This window comes from Aeromicrobium sp. 9AM (assembly GCF_902506105.1).
Classification (GTDB): Bacteria; Actinomycetota; Actinomycetes; order Propionibacteriales; family Nocardioidaceae; genus Aeromicrobium.
In genome coordinates this window covers 361,729-379,583 of record NZ_LR733303.1, presented here as the reverse complement: position 1 = coordinate 379,583, position 17,855 = coordinate 361,729, and the positions used below count along the sequence as shown (strand labels likewise).

At 69.9% G+C, this 17,855-nt stretch carries 16 protein-coding genes; 12 read left to right on the top strand and 4 right to left on the bottom strand.

Annotated features, from left to right (window positions below; translation table 11 throughout):
* The first annotated feature begins 56 nt into the window (after positions 1-56).
* Genes BOSE46_RS01920 through BOSE46_RS01905 form a run of 4 tightly spaced genes read left to right on the top strand, consistent with a single transcriptional unit; the run spans position 57 to position 4,397 of the window.
* Positions 57-1,127: an alpha/beta hydrolase gene (locus BOSE46_RS01920; RefSeq protein ID WP_159537744.1), complete on the top strand. Its 1,071-nt coding sequence runs from the start codon at positions 57-59 to the stop codon at positions 1,125-1,127.
* A 5-nt stretch (positions 1,128-1,132) separates the two neighbouring features.
* Positions 1,133-1,570, top strand: a complete 438-nt coding sequence (locus BOSE46_RS01915) for a hypothetical protein (RefSeq protein WP_159537742.1) — start codon at positions 1,133-1,135, stop codon at positions 1,568-1,570.
* A gap of 50 nt (positions 1,571-1,620) precedes the next feature.
* The gene (locus tag BOSE46_RS01910; RefSeq protein ID WP_159537739.1) at positions 1,621-3,981 is read left to right on the top strand and encodes an FdhF/YdeP family oxidoreductase; all 2,361 of its coding nucleotides are present in this window, start codon (positions 1,621-1,623) and stop codon (positions 3,979-3,981) included.
* Positions 3,978-4,397: a DUF1810 domain-containing protein gene (locus BOSE46_RS01905; protein ID WP_159537737.1), complete on the top strand. Its 420-nt coding sequence runs from the start codon at positions 3,978-3,980 to the stop codon at positions 4,395-4,397. The genes BOSE46_RS01910 and BOSE46_RS01905 overlap by 4 nt, the downstream gene beginning before the upstream one ends.
* Positions 4,398-4,403: 6 nt before the next feature.
* On the opposite strand, the gene BOSE46_RS01900 is transcribed toward BOSE46_RS01905, so the two are convergent.
* Entirely contained in the window at positions 4,404-4,934 is a 531-nt protein-coding gene (locus tag BOSE46_RS01900; RefSeq protein ID WP_201299474.1) for an NADPH-dependent FMN reductase, read from the bottom strand.
* An 89-nt stretch (positions 4,935-5,023) separates the two neighbouring features.
* Here BOSE46_RS01900 and BOSE46_RS01895 point away from each other — a divergent pair, with 89 nt between their 5' ends.
* A complete protein-coding gene (locus BOSE46_RS01895) occupies positions 5,024-6,304 on the top strand; it encodes a magnesium transporter MgtE N-terminal domain-containing protein (protein ID WP_201299473.1) in 1,281 nt (426 codons plus the stop codon).
* Positions 6,297-6,791, top strand: coding sequence for a DUF1003 domain-containing protein (locus BOSE46_RS01890; RefSeq protein WP_159537735.1), 495 nt, complete (start codon positions 6,297-6,299; stop codon positions 6,789-6,791). Before BOSE46_RS01895 ends, BOSE46_RS01890 begins: the two co-directional genes overlap by 8 nt.
* Positions 6,792-6,861: 70 nt before the next feature.
* On the opposite strand, the gene BOSE46_RS01885 is transcribed toward BOSE46_RS01890, so the two are convergent.
* Positions 6,862-8,544: an ABC-F family ATP-binding cassette domain-containing protein gene (locus tag BOSE46_RS01885; RefSeq protein WP_159537733.1), complete on the bottom strand. Its 1,683-nt coding sequence runs from the start codon at positions 8,542-8,544 to the stop codon at positions 6,862-6,864.
* 100 nt (positions 8,545-8,644) lie between these two features.
* On the opposite strand from BOSE46_RS01885, the gene BOSE46_RS01880 reads away from it, so the two are divergent.
* From BOSE46_RS01880 to BOSE46_RS01855, 6 genes are all read left to right on the top strand, one after another.
* Entirely contained in the window at positions 8,645-8,914 is a 270-nt protein-coding gene (locus BOSE46_RS01880) for a Fe-S cluster assembly protein HesB (RefSeq protein ID WP_236551586.1), read from the top strand.
* Positions 8,915-8,974: 60 nt separating this feature from the next.
* Positions 8,975-9,910 (top strand): TIGR01777 family oxidoreductase, encoded by a 936-nt coding sequence (locus BOSE46_RS01875; protein WP_201299472.1) that lies wholly within the window; start codon positions 8,975-8,977, stop codon positions 9,908-9,910.
* Positions 9,911-9,969: 59 nt separating this feature from the next.
* Complete coding sequence (locus tag BOSE46_RS01870; protein WP_159537730.1) at positions 9,970-11,109, top strand: Mrp/NBP35 family ATP-binding protein; 1,140 nt, start codon at positions 9,970-9,972, stop codon at positions 11,107-11,109.
* A 17-nt stretch (positions 11,110-11,126) separates the two neighbouring features.
* The gene (locus tag BOSE46_RS01865) at positions 11,127-11,435 is read left to right on the top strand and encodes a sec-independent translocase (RefSeq protein ID WP_236551585.1); all 309 of its coding nucleotides are present in this window, start codon (positions 11,127-11,129) and stop codon (positions 11,433-11,435) included.
* Positions 11,436-11,544: 109 nt separating this feature from the next.
* Positions 11,545-13,218, top strand: coding sequence for an MFS transporter (locus BOSE46_RS01860; protein ID WP_159537726.1), 1,674 nt, complete (start codon positions 11,545-11,547; stop codon positions 13,216-13,218).
* A 12-nt stretch (positions 13,219-13,230) separates the two neighbouring features.
* Complete coding sequence (locus tag BOSE46_RS01855; RefSeq protein WP_159537724.1) at positions 13,231-16,785, top strand: adenylate/guanylate cyclase domain-containing protein; 3,555 nt, start codon at positions 13,231-13,233, stop codon at positions 16,783-16,785.
* A gap of 4 nt (positions 16,786-16,789) precedes the next feature.
* On the opposite strand, the gene BOSE46_RS01850 is transcribed toward BOSE46_RS01855, so the two are convergent.
* Together BOSE46_RS01850 and BOSE46_RS01845 are read right to left on the bottom strand one after the other, a co-directional pair.
* On the bottom strand, positions 16,790-17,452 hold the full coding sequence (locus tag BOSE46_RS01850; protein ID WP_159537722.1) for a Crp/Fnr family transcriptional regulator: 663 nt from the start codon (positions 17,450-17,452) through the stop codon (positions 16,790-16,792).
* A gap of 100 nt (positions 17,453-17,552) precedes the next feature.
* The gene (locus BOSE46_RS01845; protein ID WP_159537720.1) at positions 17,553-17,843 is read right to left on the bottom strand and encodes a hypothetical protein; all 291 of its coding nucleotides are present in this window, start codon (positions 17,841-17,843) and stop codon (positions 17,553-17,555) included.
* Between the last annotated feature and the right edge of the window lie 12 nt (positions 17,844-17,855).

Sequence of the window (17,855 nt, the reverse complement as noted above, 5' to 3'; positions counted from 1 at the left end):
GACTGTTTACCGCAGCGACGGGTAACCCGCCGTTGTACTGGTCCGAAGGGATTCCGATGGCTCCGCACCTGTCGCTGGCCGCTCAACCGCAGTTCTTCAGCGGCGCGAGCGTCCAGTCCCGGCTCCTCGGCTTCGGACTGCGCCACACCGTACGCCCCTTGCTCGGCGCGTGGGCCAGGCTCCCCTTCGACGTGTTCCCGCCGAACGTCGTCGAGCAGATCGCCAGGATCCTGCCGGTGCATGAGGGCACGATGTGGCGGTCCGTCGACCTCGCCGACTGCGGCAGCGAGTGGCTCCAGGCCAAAGGCGTCTCCGACATCCACGGCGGCGCAGAATCGCCGGGGAGGGCAGGCGCGATCCTCTACTTCCACGGCGGCGCGTTCCTCACCTGCGGGCTCAACACGCACCGTCGTCTCGTGTCCCGCATCTCCTACAGCGCCAAGCAGCCCGTGCTCAACGTCGGCTACCGGCAGATGCCGTACGAGCCGATCACCGAGTCCGTGGCTGACGGCGTCGACGGCTTCCGCTGGCTCGTGGAGCAGGGCTATGCACCCGAGAACATCACGATCGCCGGGGACTCGGCCGGCGGCTACCTCGCCTTCAGCGTGGCGCGTGCCGTCATGGACAAGGGCTGGGGACAGCCCGCCGGAGTCGTGGCGATCTCCCCGTTGCTCGACTTCGACCCGGCCGGCAAGCTCGGCCACCGCAACGCCAACCGCTGCCAGACATTCCCGATGAGCGCAGTCGCCCGGCTCGGCGACGTGACGCTCCGCATGGACACCCGGCGTGGCATCTCGGGCCATCGGGTCGACCCGGTCAACATGCCGCTCGCCGACATGCCGCCCGCACTGATCCACATCGGCTCCCGCGAGGTGCTGATGGCCGATGCGGAGCTCATGGCCAATCGCCTCGTCTCGGCCGGCGTGCCGTGCGACCTGCAGGTCTGGGACCGCCAGGTCCACGTGTTCCAGGCGGCTGCCGCCTGGGTGCCCGAGGCTCGCCTCGCGATCGACGAGATCGGTACGTTCGTCCGTGGCCTCGCCGAGCGGGAGGCCACCGGCACGGCGCCCGTCGCAGCGCCCGCCCCTGCGACTCGCTCGCGCCGCAGCCGGGCAGCCGTACGCTGAGCGGTGTGAACCGCACCGACCTCGTCACCGAGCTCGCCAAGAAGTCCGGGCTGCTCTGGATCGCGTACGGCCGGCGGGTGCATCCCGTGTGGCACGAGTGGGTCGGTGACGCGGTCTGCGTCGTCGCCGGTGGGTCCGAGCAGCCGCTGCCCGACATCGAACGGCACGAGACCGTCGTGCTGAGTCTCCGCAGCAAGGCGACCAGGGCACTCGTGGCCGAGGTCACCGCGCGGGTCGAGGTCGTCGCCCCGGAGTCCGAGCACTGGGTGACGGTCACGACCGCGCTCAAGGCCGGCCGGCTCAACCTCAGTGACAGCGACAACGCGATCGACCGCTGGGCCCGCGAGTCCGTCGTGGTGCGCCTCGTGCCGACCGACGACGTCTCGCTGCCGGACGAGATCGCCACCACGATCGGTCACACGTCGCCGCATCTGACGCGTTGACGCAGCGGCATCCAGGTAGGCCACACACGTAACGACCGAGGAGAAGCGACATGCCGGACAACACCATCGACGAGGACGAGCTCGAGGTTCACCACCCCAAGCGCACGGCTGCCGGTGTGACGGGCGTACGCGTGTCGTTGCAGCGTGCGGTGTCCCAGATGGGCGTCAAGACCACGGCCAGGACGCTGCTCAAGCTCAACCAGGCCGACGGGTTCGACTGCATGAGCTGCGCGTGGCCCGATCCCGATCCGGAGAACCGGCACACGGCAGAGTTCTGCGAGAACGGCGCCAAGGCCGTCGCCGAGGAGGCGACCAAGGAACGGGCGACTCCGGACTTCTTCGCCCGCCACAGCATCGCCGACCTCGCCGCCCACGACGAGTACTGGCTCGGCAAGCAGGGCCGCATCACGCATCCCATGGTCAAGCGGTCCGGCGGCACGCACTACGAGGAGATCGGCTGGGAGGAGGCGCTGCGACTGATCGGCGACCAGCTCAACTCCCTCGACAGTCCTGACGAGGCGATCTTCTACACCTCGGGCCGGGCGTCGAACGAGGCGGCGTTCCTCTACCAGCTGTTCATCCGGGCGTACGGCACCAACAACCTGCCCGACTGCTCCAACATGTGCCACGAGTCGAGCGGCACGGCGCTGACGGAGTCGATCGGCATCGGCAAGGGCAGCGTCAGCCTCCGCGACATCTACGACGCCGAGTGCATCGTGATCGCCGGCCAGAACCCCGGCACCAACCACCCTCGTATGTTGTCCGCGCTCGAGGTCGCCAAGCGGCGTGGCGCCAAGATCATCTCGATCAACCCGCTGCGCGAGGCTGGCCTGGTCAACTTCCGCAACCCGCAGAAGCCGCGCGGTGTGGTCGGCAAGGGCACCGACATCGCCGACCTGCACCTGCCGATCCGGCTCAACGGCGACCTCGCGCTGTTCCAGGCCATCGGCTCGCTGCTGCTGGAGTGGGACGCCATCGACCACGAGTTCGTCGAGCGTCACACCGCCGGCTTCGAGGAGTGGGCCGAGCACGTACGGGCCGTCGACTGGGCGGTCGTCGAGTCCGCGACGGGGCTCAGCCGCGCCCAGATCACCGAGGCCGCGGAGCTGATCCGCGCCTCCGACGCCACGATCTACTGCTGGGCCATGGGACTGACCCAGCACCGCAACGCCGTCGCCACGATCCGCGAGGTGGCCAACCTCGCCCTGGCCCGCGGCGACATCGGCAAGCGCGGCGCCGGGCTGTGTCCCGTCCGCGGGCACTCCAACGTCCAGGGCGATCGCACGATGGGCATCTGGGAGCGGGTCCCCGATCACTTCCTCGATGCGTTGCAGGCGGAGTTCGGCTTCGACCCGCCGCGCGAGCACGGCCTGGACACGGTCGACGCGATCCGCGCCCTGCGCGACGGCAAGGCGCACTTCTTCATGGGCCTGGGCGGCAACTTCGTGCAGGCCGCCCCCGACACCGACGTGACGGCGCAGGCGCTGCGCAACGCGGCCATGACGGTCCAGGTGTCGACCAAGCTCAACCGTTCGCACCTCGAGTGCGGCGACATCGCCCTGATCCTGCCGACGATGGGACGCACCGAGAAGCTCGTGACCCCAGCCGGCGAGCAGTTCGTCACGGTCGAGGACTCGATGTCGGCGGTGCACGCGTCGCGCGGTGTCTTGCCACCGGTGAGCCCCCACGTACGCTCCGAGGTCGCGATCATCGCGGGTCTCGCGGAGGCGACGGTCGGCAAGCGGCACGGCATCGACTGGTCCGCCATGGCGATCGACCACGACATCATCCGCGAGCACATCTCGCGGGTCGTGCCGGGCTGCGAGGCGTACACCCACAACGTCGACCGCCCCGGCGGCTTCGTGCTCCCCCACCCGCCGCGCGACTCCCGTACGTTCGAGACCAAGAGCGGCCGGGCCGAGTTCGTCCCGTCGCCGATCGAGCTCCTGCACGTCCCCGAGGGACACCTCGTGCTCCAGACCCTGCGCAGCCACGACCAGTTCAACACCACGATCTACGGGCTCAGCGATCGCTACCGCGGCATCGAGGACGGCCGCCGAGTCGTCTTCATGCACCCCGACGACATCGCAGCACAGGGCTTCGCCGCCGACGACCTCGTCGACCTGGTCTCGCACTGGGACGGCGACGACGTGCGGCGAGTCGCCGAGCGGTTCCGCATCGTCCCGTACGACACCCCGCGCGGCTCCGCCGCGGCCTACTACCCCGAGACCAACCCGCTGGTGCCGCTCGACTCGACCGCCACGGGCAGCAACCAGCCGACGTCCAAGTCGCTCATGGTGCGGCTCGAGCCGCATCCGGCCGCGGACTCCGCCGGTGCTGGCGCGGGCCAGGACTCGGTGGGCGCCGACGACTCGCACAAGACCGACCGCCAGCCCAGGCACCTGTCGTGACCGATCCGTACGACCTCCAGCGCTTCGTCGACGCGCAGGCCGGCGGGACGTACGAGCGGGCGCTGGCCGAGCTGCGTGCGGGTCGCAAGACGAGCCACTGGATGTGGTTCGTCTTCCCGCAGGTCGCCGGCCTGGGTCGCAGCGAGATGGCCGTCCGGTACGCCATCTCGGGGCTCGACGAGGCGCAGGCGTACGGGACGCATCCGCTGCTGGATCAGCGGTACGTCGAGTGCTGCGAGGCGCTCGTGGACCTCGGCGACGTGCAGATGGCCGACGTGCTGGGTGACGTCGACGCCCAGAAGCTGCGCTCATCGTTGACCCTCTTCGCCGAGGCGTCGCCGTCACCGCAGGCCGAGGCGCTGCTCGACCGGCACTTCAGTGGCGAGCGCGACCCCGCGACGCTCCGCCTGCTCTGACGCGGCTCAGCTCGCCGCGACGAGAGCCGCCACAGCCGCCGCGATCGCGTCGCGCTCCGGCCCCGGCGTCACGAGCCCGTCCTCGGCCAGGAGCGCACGAGGCACCGGTACGTCGACACACGCCTCCTCGACGATCCGGCAGTCGGTGTACTCCAGCACGATCCGCAGCGAGGCGTACGTGCCGGCTGAGCGGTTGAGGATCGCCGAGGGGTTGATCCACCCGGTGGGTTTCTGCGTGGTCTCCACACCGCCGACGGTCCACTCGAGGAGGTTCTTTAGGGCTCCCGGCATCGCACCGGCGTACTCCGGGGTGCTGATCAGCAGGGCCGACGCCTCGTCGATCAGTCGCCGCAGCTCGGTGACCGACTCCGGCAGCGGGTCGTGGTCGAGATCCGGATTGAAGTGCGGCAGCTCGCCGATGCCCTCGTACGTCACTGCGGTGACACCCTCGGGCATCGATGCGGCTGCCGTCGCGATGACCGCGGCGTTGACCGAACCCTGACGGACGCTGCCGCTGATCATGAGGATGCTCGACACCTCACCAGACTAGGACGCCGCGACATCAGCGCTGGTCGGCGACGTTGACGTGCCACGATCCGGGCGGGTCGCGACGGTAGAGTTCGAGCGTGAGCGCTACCCCCGGACGCATCTTCCTGTCCCGCATCGTGGGGCAGGCGGTCTTCGACCCCGCGGGCGACCAGGTCGGCAAGCTGCGTGACGTCGTGGTGGCCGTACGCTCCGCGCGCCAGCGCCCCCGCGTGCTCGGCCTCGTCGTCGAGGTGCTCGGCCGTCGCCGCGTCTTCCTGCCCATCACCCGCGTGACCTCGCTCGACTCTGGCCAGATCATCACGACCGGCGTGCTCAACGTCCGCAAGTTCGTGCAGCGCCGCACCGAGACCCTCGCGATCCACGAGCTGTTCGACCGCACCGTGACCTTGCCCGACGGCAGCGGCGGCACGGTCTACGACCTCGCGATGGAGCAGGACCCGCGGCGCGACTGGTACGTCAGCGATGTCGCGGTCCAGGGCGGCGGCAAGCGGTTCGGCCGTCGGGGCCCGCACCAGGTGCTCGAGTGGGACCAGGTCAAGGGGCTGACGACCGAGGAGCCCGGCCAGGGCGCGACCCACCTGCTCGCCACGATGGACGAGATGCGTGCGGCCGACCTCGCCAACGCGCTCCGCGATCTCGCGCCCAAGCGGCGCATGGAGGTCGTCACCGAGCTCGACGACGAGCGGCTCGCCGACGTGCTCGAGGAGCTGCCCGAGAAGGACCAGGTCGAGATCCTGGGCGTGCTCGACCCCGAGCGCGCGTCCGACGTGCTCACCGAGATGGACCCCGACGACGCCGCCGACCTGCTCGGCGAGCTGCCTCCCGCGACCGCCGAGGCACTGCTGGCGCTCATGGAGCCCGAGGACGCCGAGGACGTACGCCGCCTCCTGACGTACGAGGAGCGCACCGCCGGCGGCATGATGACGACCGAGCCGGTGGTGCTGCCTCCCGACGCGACGATCGCCGACGCGCTGGCGCGCATCCGCAACCCCGACCTGATCCCGGCGCTCGCGTCGATGGTCTACGTGTGCCGCCCACCCTTGGAGACGCCGACCGGCAAGTTCCTCGGCATCGTGCACTTTCAGGCCCTGCTGCGCGAGCCACCGTCGACCCTGGTCGGCGCGATCGTCGACAACGACATCGACTGGCCCCGCCCCGAGGCATCCCTCGAGCACGTCGCCAACCTGCTCGCGGCCTACAACATGGTCGCGCTGCCGGTCGTCGACGAGAACGCCCACCTGCTCGGGGCGGTGACCATCGACGACGTGCTCGATCACCTCCTGCCAGAAGGCTGGCGCGAGCAGGACGACACCGAGCCGGCTCCCGGAGAGGGATCGGAGGTGGTCACGCATGGCTGACCGCGCCCGCCTCGACCAGCCCCGGTCCGTACGACGCTCGTTCCGCTCCCGCCGCGAGGCCGATCCGGAGCGCTTCGGACGTTTCGCGGAGTCGACCGCCCGCTTCCTCGGCACCGCCACGTTCATCGCGTGGATGACGGTCTTCGTCGCGATCTGGATCGTCTGGAACATGCCGTACGGCCCCGACCGGCACCGCTGGGACAGCTACCCGTTCATCTTCCTGACGCTGATCCTGTCGCTGCAGGCCTCGTACGCCGCCCCGCTCATCCTGCTCGCGCAGAACCGCCAGGAGGCCCGCGACCGCGTCACGCAGGAGCAGGACCGCGACGCCAACGCGCAGGCCAACGCCGACATGGAGTTCCTCGCCCGCGAGGTCGCCAGCCTGCGGCTCGGCCTCGGCGAGGTCGCCACCCGCGACTTCATCCGCGGCGAGCTGCGCGGCCTGATGGCCGACCTCGACGAGCGCGACGACGAGGCCAAGGCCTGACCCCCGCGAATTGTGAGGTTGCAGGCGTCATCGACGCCCTTTGACGCCTGCAACCTCACGAATCGCGGCGTTAGCGGCTGCGCTGGACGCGGGTCTCGTCCCACACGGGCTCATCGGACTCGTAGACCCGGCCGTCAGCGCCGAACACCAGGAACCGGTCGAAGCCACGCGCGAACCATCGATCGTGCGTCACGGCGACGACCGTGCCCTCGAACGTCGACAGCGCCTGCTCGAGCGCCTCGGCCGAGTGCAGGTCGAGGTTGTCGGTCGGCTCGTCGAGCAGCAGCAGCGTCGCGTTGGACAGCTCGAGCAGCAGGATCTGGAAGCGCGCCTGCTGGCCGCCCGACAGCTGCTCGAACACCTGGTCGCCGGCCTTCGCGAGGCCGTAGCGGTCCAGCGCTTTGGCCGAGCCCTCGTGCCCCATACCCTTACGGTGCCCGTCGCCGTGATGCAGGATCTCGAGCAGCGTACGGCCGAGCAGGGAGGGGTGCTCGTGCGTCTGCGCGAACCATCCCGGACGCACGCGGGAACCCAGCTTTGCCATGCCGGTGTGGTCGACCGGCGGCGGGATGACGTCGCCGACCGGCTCGTGCTCGACGTCGGGCCGGGACCCGCCGCCGGCCAGCAGACGCAGGAAGTGCGACTTGCCCGACCCGTTGCTGCCGAGCACGGCGACGCGCTCGCCGAACCAGATCTCGAGGTCGAACGGTTTCATCAAGCCCGTGAGCTCGACCTGCTCGGCGACGACCGCGCGCTTGGCCGTACGTCCGCCGTCGAGCCTCATCCGCAGGTTCTGGGCGATCGGGACGGCCTCGGGCGGGCCCTCCCGCTCGAACCGCTCGAGCCGGGTCACCGCCGCCTGCAGGCGTGAGGCCATGTCGGCGTTGTAGGCAGCCTTGGCCCGGTACATCACCACGAGCGCCTTGAGCTTGGCCCGCTCCTCGTCCCACCGCAGCCGCCGCTCCTCGAGCTTGGCGTTGCGCTCGATCCGCGCCTGCAGGTATGTCGAGAAGCGTCCCGGATGCACCCACAGCGAGCTGCCGGCCGCACCGGGCTCGAGGGTCGCGATGCGTTGCGCCACCCGTTCGATCAGCTCGCGGTCGTGGCTGACGAACAGCACCGTCTTGGGCGACTCGACCAGCTGGTCCTCGAGCCACCGCTTGGCCGGGACGTCGAGGTAGTTGTCGGGCTCGTCGAGCAGCAGCACCTGCTCGGGCCCGCGCAGCAGCGCCTCGAGAACGAGCCGCTTCTGCTCACCGCCGGACAACGTCGTGACCTGACGCCACTGGGCCTTCTGGAACGGCACGCCGAGCGCCGAGACGGTGCACATGTCCCACATCGCCTCGTGGTCGTAGCCTCCGGCGTCGCCCCAGTCGACGAGCGCCTGCGCGTACGCCATCTGGTCGCGCTCGTCGTCACGTTCCATCATCAGCAGCTCGGTCCGATCGACCTCCGCCGCTGCCTTGCGCACGGCCTGCGGTGCGACCGAGACCAGCAGGTCGCGCACCGTCGACTCGTCGCGCACCGAACCGATGAACTGCCGCATGACCCCGAGGCCTCCGGAGATCGTGACGGCGCCCTCGTGCGGGTCGAGGTCACCCGTCGCGATCCGGGTCAAGGTCGTCTTGCCGCTGCCGTTGGGGCCGATCAGGGCGACCTTCATGCCCTCGCCGACCCGCAGGCTGACCTCGTCGAGGAGGGGTCGCCCGTCCGACAGCGTGAAGCTGATGGAGTTGAGGTCGAGATGTCCCACCACGACATCCTCGCACCTTCGGCTTGAACCGATCATCCTCGCGAGCAACAGTGGGAGATTCACCCGCCACCTACCGAAACGGGAGAAGCACGTGCTCACGATGACCGACAACGCCGCAGACGTGGTCCAGAAGATCGTCGAACAGACCGTGGCAGAAGACCAGGCCGGCCTGCGGATCAGTCAGGCGGCAGACGAATCGCTCGCCCTGACGCCCGCCCCGGGCTCCGAGCCCGGTGACCAGATCGTCGAGGAGAACGGTGCTCGCGTGTTCCTCGACGCCGGTGCCGCCGCTGTGCTCGACGACAAGATCCTCGACGCCAAGGTCGAGGCCGACGGCTCGGTGCAGTTCGCCGTCGGCGTCCAGGCCTGATGCCGACCCACCCTGGACCATTGAATTGAACACGTTCAATTCTTGGTCTAGGGTGGGGGCATGAGCCATCCAAAGCTGCAGACAGCCGTCATCGCGGGCGCCTCCGGCTACATCGGCCAGCACCTGACCCGCGAGCTCGCGGCCCGAGGCGTCGACGTACGAACGATCGGCCGCGGCGCGTTCAACGACGCGACGTGGGACGACCCGCCGGCTCTTGTCGACGTGCTCGAGGGCGCCGACCTGCTGGTGAACCTGGCCGGTCGCTCGGTGAGCTGCCGCTACACCAAGCGCAACGCCGATGCGATCTTCGCGTCGCGCACCGAGACCACGGCGGCTCTCGGCCGCGCACTCGCCGCCACCGCCCGGCCTCCGGAGCTGTGGGTCAATGCCAGCACCGGCACGATCTATCGCGACTCCCGCGACCGCCCGATGGACGAGGTCACCGGCGAGCTCGGCACCGGATTCTCCGTCGGCGTGGCCCGCGCCTGGGAGCACGAGCTGTTCGCTGCGCCCACACCGGTGCGCAAGGTGGCGCTGCGCATGTCGATCGTCCTCGGTCCCGGCGGAGGCGCGCTCAACCCGTTCATCAACCTCGCCCGCATGGGCTTCGGCGGACGGATGGGTGACGGCGGACAGAAGTTCAGCTGGGCGCACGTCGACGACGTCGTCGCAGCCGTCACGTACGCCTTCGAGCACCCCGAGATCAGCGGCCCGGTCAACGTCGCCGCACCGGAGGTCGTGACGAACGCCGAGATGATGCGCCAGGTGCGAGACGCGCTCGGCCGGCACCGGGGCCTCCCCCTCCCGGCCTGGGCCCTTGAGGCAGGTGCCCGCGTCATCCGCACGGAGGCCGAGCTCGTGCTCAAGAGCCGCTGGGTCGACTCGCGGGTGCTCCGGGAGTCCGGATTCGAGTTCGCCCACCCGTCGCTGGCAGACGCACTCGACCAGATCGCCGGCCACACGCCCCGCGGCCTGCTCCCCGTCGCCCTGGGCTGACAGGGGTGATTAGGTCACACTCATCCGCCAGCACAGGGCAGCCCCCGTACGATGGAGGCATGGCAGTGGTCACCGAAGAGCAAGTCCGTGAAGCCCTCAGCAAGGTCAACGACCCTGAGATCAAGCGGCCCATCACCGAGCTCGGGATGGTCGACGGCATCACGATCGAGGAAGCGCAGATCACCGTACGCCTGTTGCTGACGGTCTCCGGCTGCCCTCTCAAGGACACCCTCAACCGGGACATCACCGCTGCGGTCGCGACCGTCGCTCCGGCGCACGCTGTCGTCGTCGACATGGGCGTCATGACCGACGAGCAGCGCAAGAGCATGCAGGAGCTGCTCCGCGGTGGACGCACCGAGAAGGAGATCCCGTTCGCCCAGCCGGGCTCACTGACCAAGGTCTTCGCGATCGCGTCGGGCAAGGGCGGCGTCGGCAAGTCGACCGTCACGGTCAACCTCGCGCTCGCGATGGCCAAGCGCGGCCTCAAGGTCGGCATCATCGACGCCGACATCTACGGGCACTCGATCCCCGACATGCTCGGCGTCGGCGACCTGCGACCGACCCAGGTCGAGGACATGATCATGCCCGTCCCGGTCAAGGGCATGAAGGTCATCAGCATCGGCATGCTCAAGCCGCGCAAGGACCAGGTCGTCGCATGGCGCGGGCCGATGCTCGACCGCGCGCTCGTCCAGATGCTGAGCGACGTCTACTGGGGCGACCTCGACGCCTTGCTCCTCGACCTGCCTCCGGGCACGGGTGACGTGGCGATCAGCCTCGGTCAGCACCTGCCCAACGCCGAGGTCGTCGTCGTGACGACGCCTCAGCCCGCTGCCGCGGACGTCGCCGAGCGCGCCGGCACGATGGCCTCGATGATGCACCAGCGAGTCGTCGGCGTCATCGAGAACATGTCCTACCTCCAGGTCCCCGGCGGCGAGCGCATGGAGATCTTCGGCTCCGGCGGTGCCGCCAAGGTCGCCGAGACACTCAGCGCCCGCTTCGGCTACGACGTCCCGATGCTCGGCCAGGTGCCGCTCGACCAGACCCTCCGCGAGGGCGGCGACGCCGGCGACCCGATCGTCGAGACCGACCCCGACTCCGAGGCGGCCAAGGTGCTGCAGGGTGCCGCCGACCAGCTGAGCGGACGTTCGCGCGGACTGGCTGGCATGCAGCTCGGGCTCGCGCCCGCCGGACGGCTCTAGGCCCCACGATGTTCGGCATGGGCCTGCCCGAGATCGGGGTCGTCCTGGTCGTCGCGCTGCTCGTGTTCGGACCCGAACGACTCCCCGACATCGCCAAGCAGGCCGGTGGCTTCGTGCGTACGCTCCGCCAGATGGCCGAGAACGCCAAGAACGACCTGGGCCGCGAGATGGGCCAGGACCTGTCCGACCTCAACCTCCGCGACCTCGACCCGCGCGAGATCGTGCGCAAGAACTTCCTCGACGACGACACCACGCCGTCACCCACGAGGGAGCAACGGATCCTGCGGCCCGGCGAGACCCCGCCCTACGACCCGGAGTCGACCTAGCCTTCGTCGTCGCTCAGAACAACCCGTCACGAAATCGAGCCATGACCGCCGTTTGGCCACCACCTGCCCCGCGCACGCGTATACCTTGGGGCTGGACCAGGAGGTGCCCGTGCCGGAGAACGCTCCCGCAACCGAACCCGCTGCCGAGCTGACCAACCGCGCCCGGTTGATGCGCGTCCTGCGCAATCCGCAGGTCCGCAAGGTCCAGCTCGCCTTCGTCGGTTCGACCCTCGGTGACTGGGCGTTCGCCACCGCGATCGTCGTGTGGGCCTACCAGGAAGGCGGAGCCGGGGCGGTCGGCGCCTATCAAGCGGTCCGGTTCGTCTCGATGACCGTCGCCGGGCCGGTCGGCGGGGTCATCGCCGACCGGGTCTCGCGCAAGACGTTCATGATCGTCTCCGACGCGAGCCGGGCGGTCCTCGTCAGCGCGGCCGCGATCACCCTGGCCGTCGACGGACCTGCCCTCGTGGTCTATGCCTTGGCGATCATCGCTGCTCTCGTCGGGTCACCGTTCCGCGCGGCCCAGGCGGGCCTGCTGCCCGAGCTCGTCGAGTCCCCGTCGGACCTGACCGCCGCGAACGCTCTCGCCGGCAACCTCGAGAGCGTCATGATCTTCGCCGGACCCGCCGTCGCGGGCCTGATGATCGCCCAGTGGGACGTCCAGGTCGTGTTCTGGCTCAACGTCGCCACGTTCGCCTGGTCGATCCTGTTGCTGCTCGGCATCAAGACCCGGGCCGACGCGGCGAGCACCGAGGCTGACGAGGAGCCGCCCGAGGACAGTGCGGGGTTCTGGTCCGATCTCACGGGCGGTTTCGGCCTGGTCGTGCGCGACCGCGACCTCCGCAACGTGGCGCTGCTGTCCGGGGCCAACGGCTTCGCCTGGGGCGGGCTCACGGTCTTCATGGTCCTGTTGGCCACTGACGTGCTCGACTCGGGTCCGGAAGGGCTCGGCTACCTCAACTCAGTGCTCGGGGTGGCGACCGTCGTCGGCGGCCTGGCGATCCTGACTCGCCTCAGCGGCTCCCGCCTCGGCGAGGACATGATCATGGGCGCCTTCGGGTGGGGGCTGCCGCTCCTCGCGCTGGCGGCCTTCCCGTCCCCGGTCACCGTCGTGGCGGCCCTCGCCGTGATCGGGCTGACCGAGCCCTTGTATGCGCTCGGGTCCGAGACGATCCCGCAGCGGGTCGCGCCGGCCGACACGATCTCCCGGGTCTACACCGTCATCGATGTCTCCCTGGTCGCCCCGATGGCGCTCAGCTCGCTGCTCGCGCCGTGGCTCGTCGACGAGCTGGGGCTGCGCGCCGCGATCGCGATCGCCGGTGGGCTCGTGGTCGTGGTCGCCCTCAGTCGCTGGTCACAGATGCGCGACTTCGACCGACGGCACGCACCGCCGCCGGCGCTCGACCTGTTGCACGACGTTCCCGTCTTCGCAGAGCTCCCCGCCTCGGCGCTGGAACGGCTCGCTCGCTCCAGCGAACGCGTGCAGGTGCCGTCCGGGTCGGTCGTGCTCACCGAGGGCGACAGCTCGGACCGTTTCTTCGTGATCGCCTCAGGCGCTGTGGAGGTCACCCAAGGTGGCCGACTGCTCCGGACCGAAGGGCCGGGAGAGTTCTTCGGCGAGATCGGGCTGCTCCGCGACGTCCCGCGGACCGCCACGGTGACCGCCGCTGCCGACTGCGAGTTCCTCGTCGTCGAGCGTGCTGACTTCCTCGCAGCGGTCAGCCAGCTGGGTGAGGCGATGAACGGTCTCGAGGACATCGTCGTGCGTAGGCTCTACTCCTGAGATGCTGACCTCGTGAAGGACTGTGGATCGTGCGGCACCACCGGCCAGCCAGACGCGGCCAGCTTCTGCTTCGTGTGCGGAAGCACGCTTGCGGCAGCGGCCTGCATCTCGTGCGGCAGTGAGCTCCCGCCGGGCGGAAAGTTCTGCCCCACCTGCGGCGCCGCGCAGGACGGTGCCATTGCGACAGCAGTCGAGGTGCCACAGCCGAAGGGGTCCGCCCGCAAGATCACCAGCGTCCTGTTCGGTGACCTCGTCGGGTTCACGACGCTCTCGGAGAACCGGGACCCCGAAGAGGTTCGCGAGATGCTCACGGCGTACTTCGACGAGTGCAGGTCTGTCGTCGGCCAGTACGGCGGCGAGCTCGAGAAGTTCATCGGCGATGCCGTCATGGCGGTCTGGGGGCTGCCGATCACGCGTGAGGACGATGCCGAACGCGCGGTTCGCGCCGGCCTCGAGCTCGTCGAGCGTGTCACCGCGCTGGGCGAGCGCATCGGGATGCCTGGCCTCACACTGCGAGTCGGCATCACGACCGCCGAGGTCGCGGTCACCCTGGGCGCGACCGGCCAGGGCATGGTCGCCGGCGACGCCGTCAACACGGCCGCCAGGATCCAGTCGACAGCAACGCCGGGCGAGGTGTGGGTCGACGACACCACGCGAACCTTCACCTCGTCGTCCTTCGCCTTCGACGACGCCGGGGCCCACGCGCTGAAGGGCAAGGCGGAGCCGGTGCCGCTCTGGGCCGTACGAGCGGTGATCGCCGGCGCCGGCGGTGATCGCCGGGACGACGGCCTCGAAGCCCCACTGATCGGCCGCGACCGGGAGCTGCGCCTCGTCAAGGCGGTCTTCCACGGCGTCGAGGAGTCACTGCGCCCCGGTCTGCTCGTCGTCGACGGCGAAGCCGGAGTCGGGAAGACACGACTCGGCTGGGAGTTCGAGAAGTACGTCGACGGGTTCGACGCCGGTGTGCTGTGGCACCGCGGCCGCTGCCTGTCGTACGGCGACGGCATCGCCTACTACGCGTTGGCCGAAGCCGTCCGTGGCCGGTTGACGATCCTCGCCGGCCCCGACGACGCGCCCGACCTGGACAGCCGTGACGTGCTGCAGCGCGGCCTCGACGCCTGCGTGCCGGATGCATCGGAGCGAGACTGGTTGGCTCCCCGCCTGGCCGCGCTGCTCGGTCAGGAGACTGGCGCGTCCTTCACCCGCGAGGACCTGTTCGTGGCCTGGACGACGTTCTTCAAGTACGTCGGGCTCAGGGAAGGCGTCACGAGCCCGCCCGAGCCCGTCGTGCTGGTCATCGACGACGCACAGTATGCGGACGAGGGGTTGCTGGACTTCCTCGAGCACCTGCTCTCCGCCGCCGACTACGCGGTCTTCGTGCTGGTGCTGGCCCGACCCGAGCTGCTCGCCGACCACCACGCTCTCACCGGCAACCGGCGGGTCACGGTCGTGCACCTCGAACCGCTCTCGGCCGGCGAGATGAGCTCGTTGCTCGACGACCTGGTCGGCGGGCTGCCCGGCCCCATCAGGGATCAGCTCGTGAGCCGGGCTGCGGGCGTCCCGCTCTATGCCCTCGAGACCGTCCGCTCGCTGATCGACCAGGGCCTCGTCGTGTCTCGCGACGGCCAGCACCTGCTCTCCGACTCCAGCACGCTCGACCTCGACGCCCTCGCAGCCCCGACGACCTTGCAGGCCCTGATCGCCGCCCGCCTCGACACCCTGCCCACCGCCGAGCGCCGCGTCGTCGACCGGGCCAGCGTTCTCGGGCTGGTCTTCACCGACGAGGGGATCGCTGCGCTCTGCTCCGACGTCGACGACCTCGACCAGGCGCTCACCGGACTCTTCCGGCGCGAGGTGCTGCGACGCGAGACCGACCGGCTGAGCACGGACTACGGCAACTTCCGGTTCGTGCAGGGCGCGGTGCGGCAGGTCGCGTACGGCATGCTGTCCCGTCGCGACCGCAAGGCCGCCCACCTGACCGTGGCTCGTACGCTCGGAGCCGAGCTCGAGTCACGGAGCGACGCGTACGAGCTGGCCCCGATCATCGCGCAGCACTATCTCGACGCGCTCGACGCCGTTCCCGGCGACCCGGATGTACCGGAGCTCACCCGCGCCGCCTCCGAGCATCTCGAGCTCGCTGCCGACCGGGCCGCCGCGCTCGGCGCGCCACGCGAAGCGGCCGGGCACCTTCGCAGGGCCCTGGCTCGATGCGAGCCCGACCACCGGCTGGCCGTGCTCGGCCGGCTGGCGCATCAGCTGCGCATCGCCGGTGACCACGCGGAAGCGATCGAGCACGCCGCCGAGGCACTCGAGGGATTCGATGCCTCCGGTGAGATCGTCGACGCGGCGTCGGCGGCCGAGGACCTCGCCCTCGCCCTCTGCTACAGCGACGGAGACATCGCGAGGGCGGAGAAGGCGGTCCGTGACCAGCTCAGCCGCCTCCCGCAGACTCCCGACGACCCCGCACTGCTCGGCGCTCGCGTCACCCTGGTCCGCACCCTCACCTCCGTGGCGATGCGCAGCGGCGACGCGACCGGGCTGGAGGAGAGCTCCCTCGAGTTCATGCGGCTGGCCGAGCTGGCCGGCGACCCCCGATGGATCGCCGACAGCTGGACGAGCTACGCGATCAGCTGCGCCGGCGCGCTCCCGCGGCTCAGCGCCGTCCTGCTCGAGCGGGCCATCGAGCTGACCCGTGAGCACCGTGCCCTGCGCGAGCACAGCCTGGCCCTGCTCAACTCCGCAGCCATGGAGTCGTACAACGATCTCCCGCTCGCGATCGAACGCTGCCGAGAGGCGATCAGGACGGCCCACGAGATGGGTGACAACTACGTCGTCGCCTTCGGCGAGCTGAACCTCGCGCAGATGCTCCTGTTGACCGGCGAATGGGACGAGGCGGCCGGCCTGCTCACGCACGAGGACCTTCTCGCGTACGTACCCATCGGTGTGGACGTCTCCACCCGCCTCTCGGCCTCGGCGCGCAACGAGGTCCTGCACGCCGTCGCCGAGACGATCTCAGAGGACTCGGAGATCCTCGACGACCCGAGCTGGCGCGCGGAGTACGAGCTGGACCTGGCCCTCGAGGACGACGCGGCCGGGCGCCCGGAGGCGCCCGCGCGAGCGCTCGACAGCGTCCGGCGCATGCAAGAGGCCACGGCCCCCGCCGCGGACTTCTGGCCGATCTGGTTGCTGGCCTCCGAGATCGCCCGCGGGCACCTCGATCGCGGCACCATCCAGCAGATGCTGTCGGCGGTCGAGCCCAGCAGCGGTCCCTGGCCGGCCGGCGTGCGCGCCCAACGGTCCCGCCTGCAGGGCGTTCTCGGCGAGGACGGCTCGATCGATGCGGAGGCCGTCGAGGCGGCATACCGGGACGCACTCGCGACCGCGCAGGCATGGGGATCGACGCTCCACGAGGCTCACGTGCGAGCTGACCTCGGGGTGTGGCTGCATCGGCAGGGTCGTGTGCCGGAGGGCTCGGAGCTGGTGGCGAGTGCTCGTGCGTTCTACGAGCGGGTCGGCGCGCTGCGCTGGCTCGAGCTGCTCGACCGCCGCATCGCCGCCATCGGTTGACGGCTCAGTTCAGCCGCCGCACCAGCTCCGGCGGCTCCAGCACCACGATCCGCCCCCGAGCCAGCTCGATCACGCCGCGCTGACTCAGTCGTTGCAGCACCTGGTTGACGCTGGGACGCGTGCTGCCGACGAGCTCGGCGAGCTGCTCCTGGGTGACCGGGACCGTGACCGGCCGGCCGAGGCCGTCACTCGAGTACGTACGGGCCAGCGCGAGGAGCCGGCCGTAGACGCGTCTGTCCAGACCCGTGTACATCGCCTCGAGCAGTCGCGCGCTCAGCTCCTCGATGCGGCGCGACATCATCGTGAGGAGCAGCTCGCCGATGGCCGGGTGCTGGCGCCGCAGGTCAGCGAAGATCGCGGCGGGCAGGGCTCGGGTGGTCGCCGGCTCGAGGGCGACGACCGTGGCCGTCCGCACCGGCGCGTCACCGCCGAGCAGCGACAGCTCCCCGAACCAGGTGCCCGGTCCCAGCACGTTGAGCATCGCCGTCTCGCCGCCGGGCGTGTCCACCCGGATCGCCAGGCGACCCGACTCGACCAGGTGAAGACTGTCGGACGGATCCCCTTCGCGGACCAGGATCTCGCCACGCGCGTACGAGCGCCGCCGAGTGTGAGCCAGCAGGTCATCACGCTCTTCGGTGGACAACGAGTCGAGCAGCTGCCAGTCCATCGCCCCAGTGAAACACCCGAAGGCGGTGTGCGTCAGGAAGTCGACAGGTCTTGTGTCAGCGCGCCAACGGAACCAGACTGCGATTCGGAGAACAATGGCTTCACCTATGAACACCCACGTCCCGCGAAAAGGAGCTCCCATGCACCCCCAACATCATGACGAGACCACCGATCCAGATGTCGAGGGACACCGCGTCCTGCGTGCCACCGACGACGCCGGGACCATCGAAGACGACGTCGAGGGACACCGCGTGCTCCGCGTGACCGACGACGGCGAGGACGACGTCGAGGGACACCGCGTCCTTCGCGTGACCGACGACGAGGAAGATGACGTCGAAGGCCACCGGGTACTGCGCATGACCGACGAAGGCGATGACGATGTCGAGGGGCACCGGGTACTGCGT

Bases quoted from the DNA above. Each gene is read 5' to 3' on its own strand.
- BOSE46_RS01920 (WP_159537744.1), top strand. From the start codon at position 57: ATGGCTCCGCACCTGTCGCTGGCCGCTCAACCGCAGTTCTTCAGCGGC.
- BOSE46_RS01910 (WP_159537739.1), top strand. From the start codon at position 1,621: ATGCCGGACAACACCATCGACGAGGACGAGCTCGAGGTTCACCACCCC.
- BOSE46_RS01890 (WP_159537735.1), top strand. From the start codon at position 6,297: ATGGCTGACCGCGCCCGCCTCGACCAGCCCCGGTCCGTACGACGCTCG.
- BOSE46_RS01880 (WP_236551586.1), top strand. From the start codon at position 8,645: ATGACCGACAACGCCGCAGACGTGGTCCAGAAGATCGTCGAACAGACC.
- BOSE46_RS01875 (WP_201299472.1), top strand. From the start codon at position 8,975: ATGAGCCATCCAAAGCTGCAGACAGCCGTCATCGCGGGCGCCTCCGGC.
- BOSE46_RS01870 (WP_159537730.1), top strand. From the start codon at position 9,970: ATGGCAGTGGTCACCGAAGAGCAAGTCCGTGAAGCCCTCAGCAAGGTC.
- BOSE46_RS01865 (WP_236551585.1), top strand. From the start codon at position 11,127: ATGGGCCTGCCCGAGATCGGGGTCGTCCTGGTCGTCGCGCTGCTCGTG.
- BOSE46_RS01850 (WP_159537722.1), bottom strand. From the start codon at position 17,452: ATGGACTGGCAGCTGCTCGACTCGTTGTCCACCGAAGAGCGTGATGAC.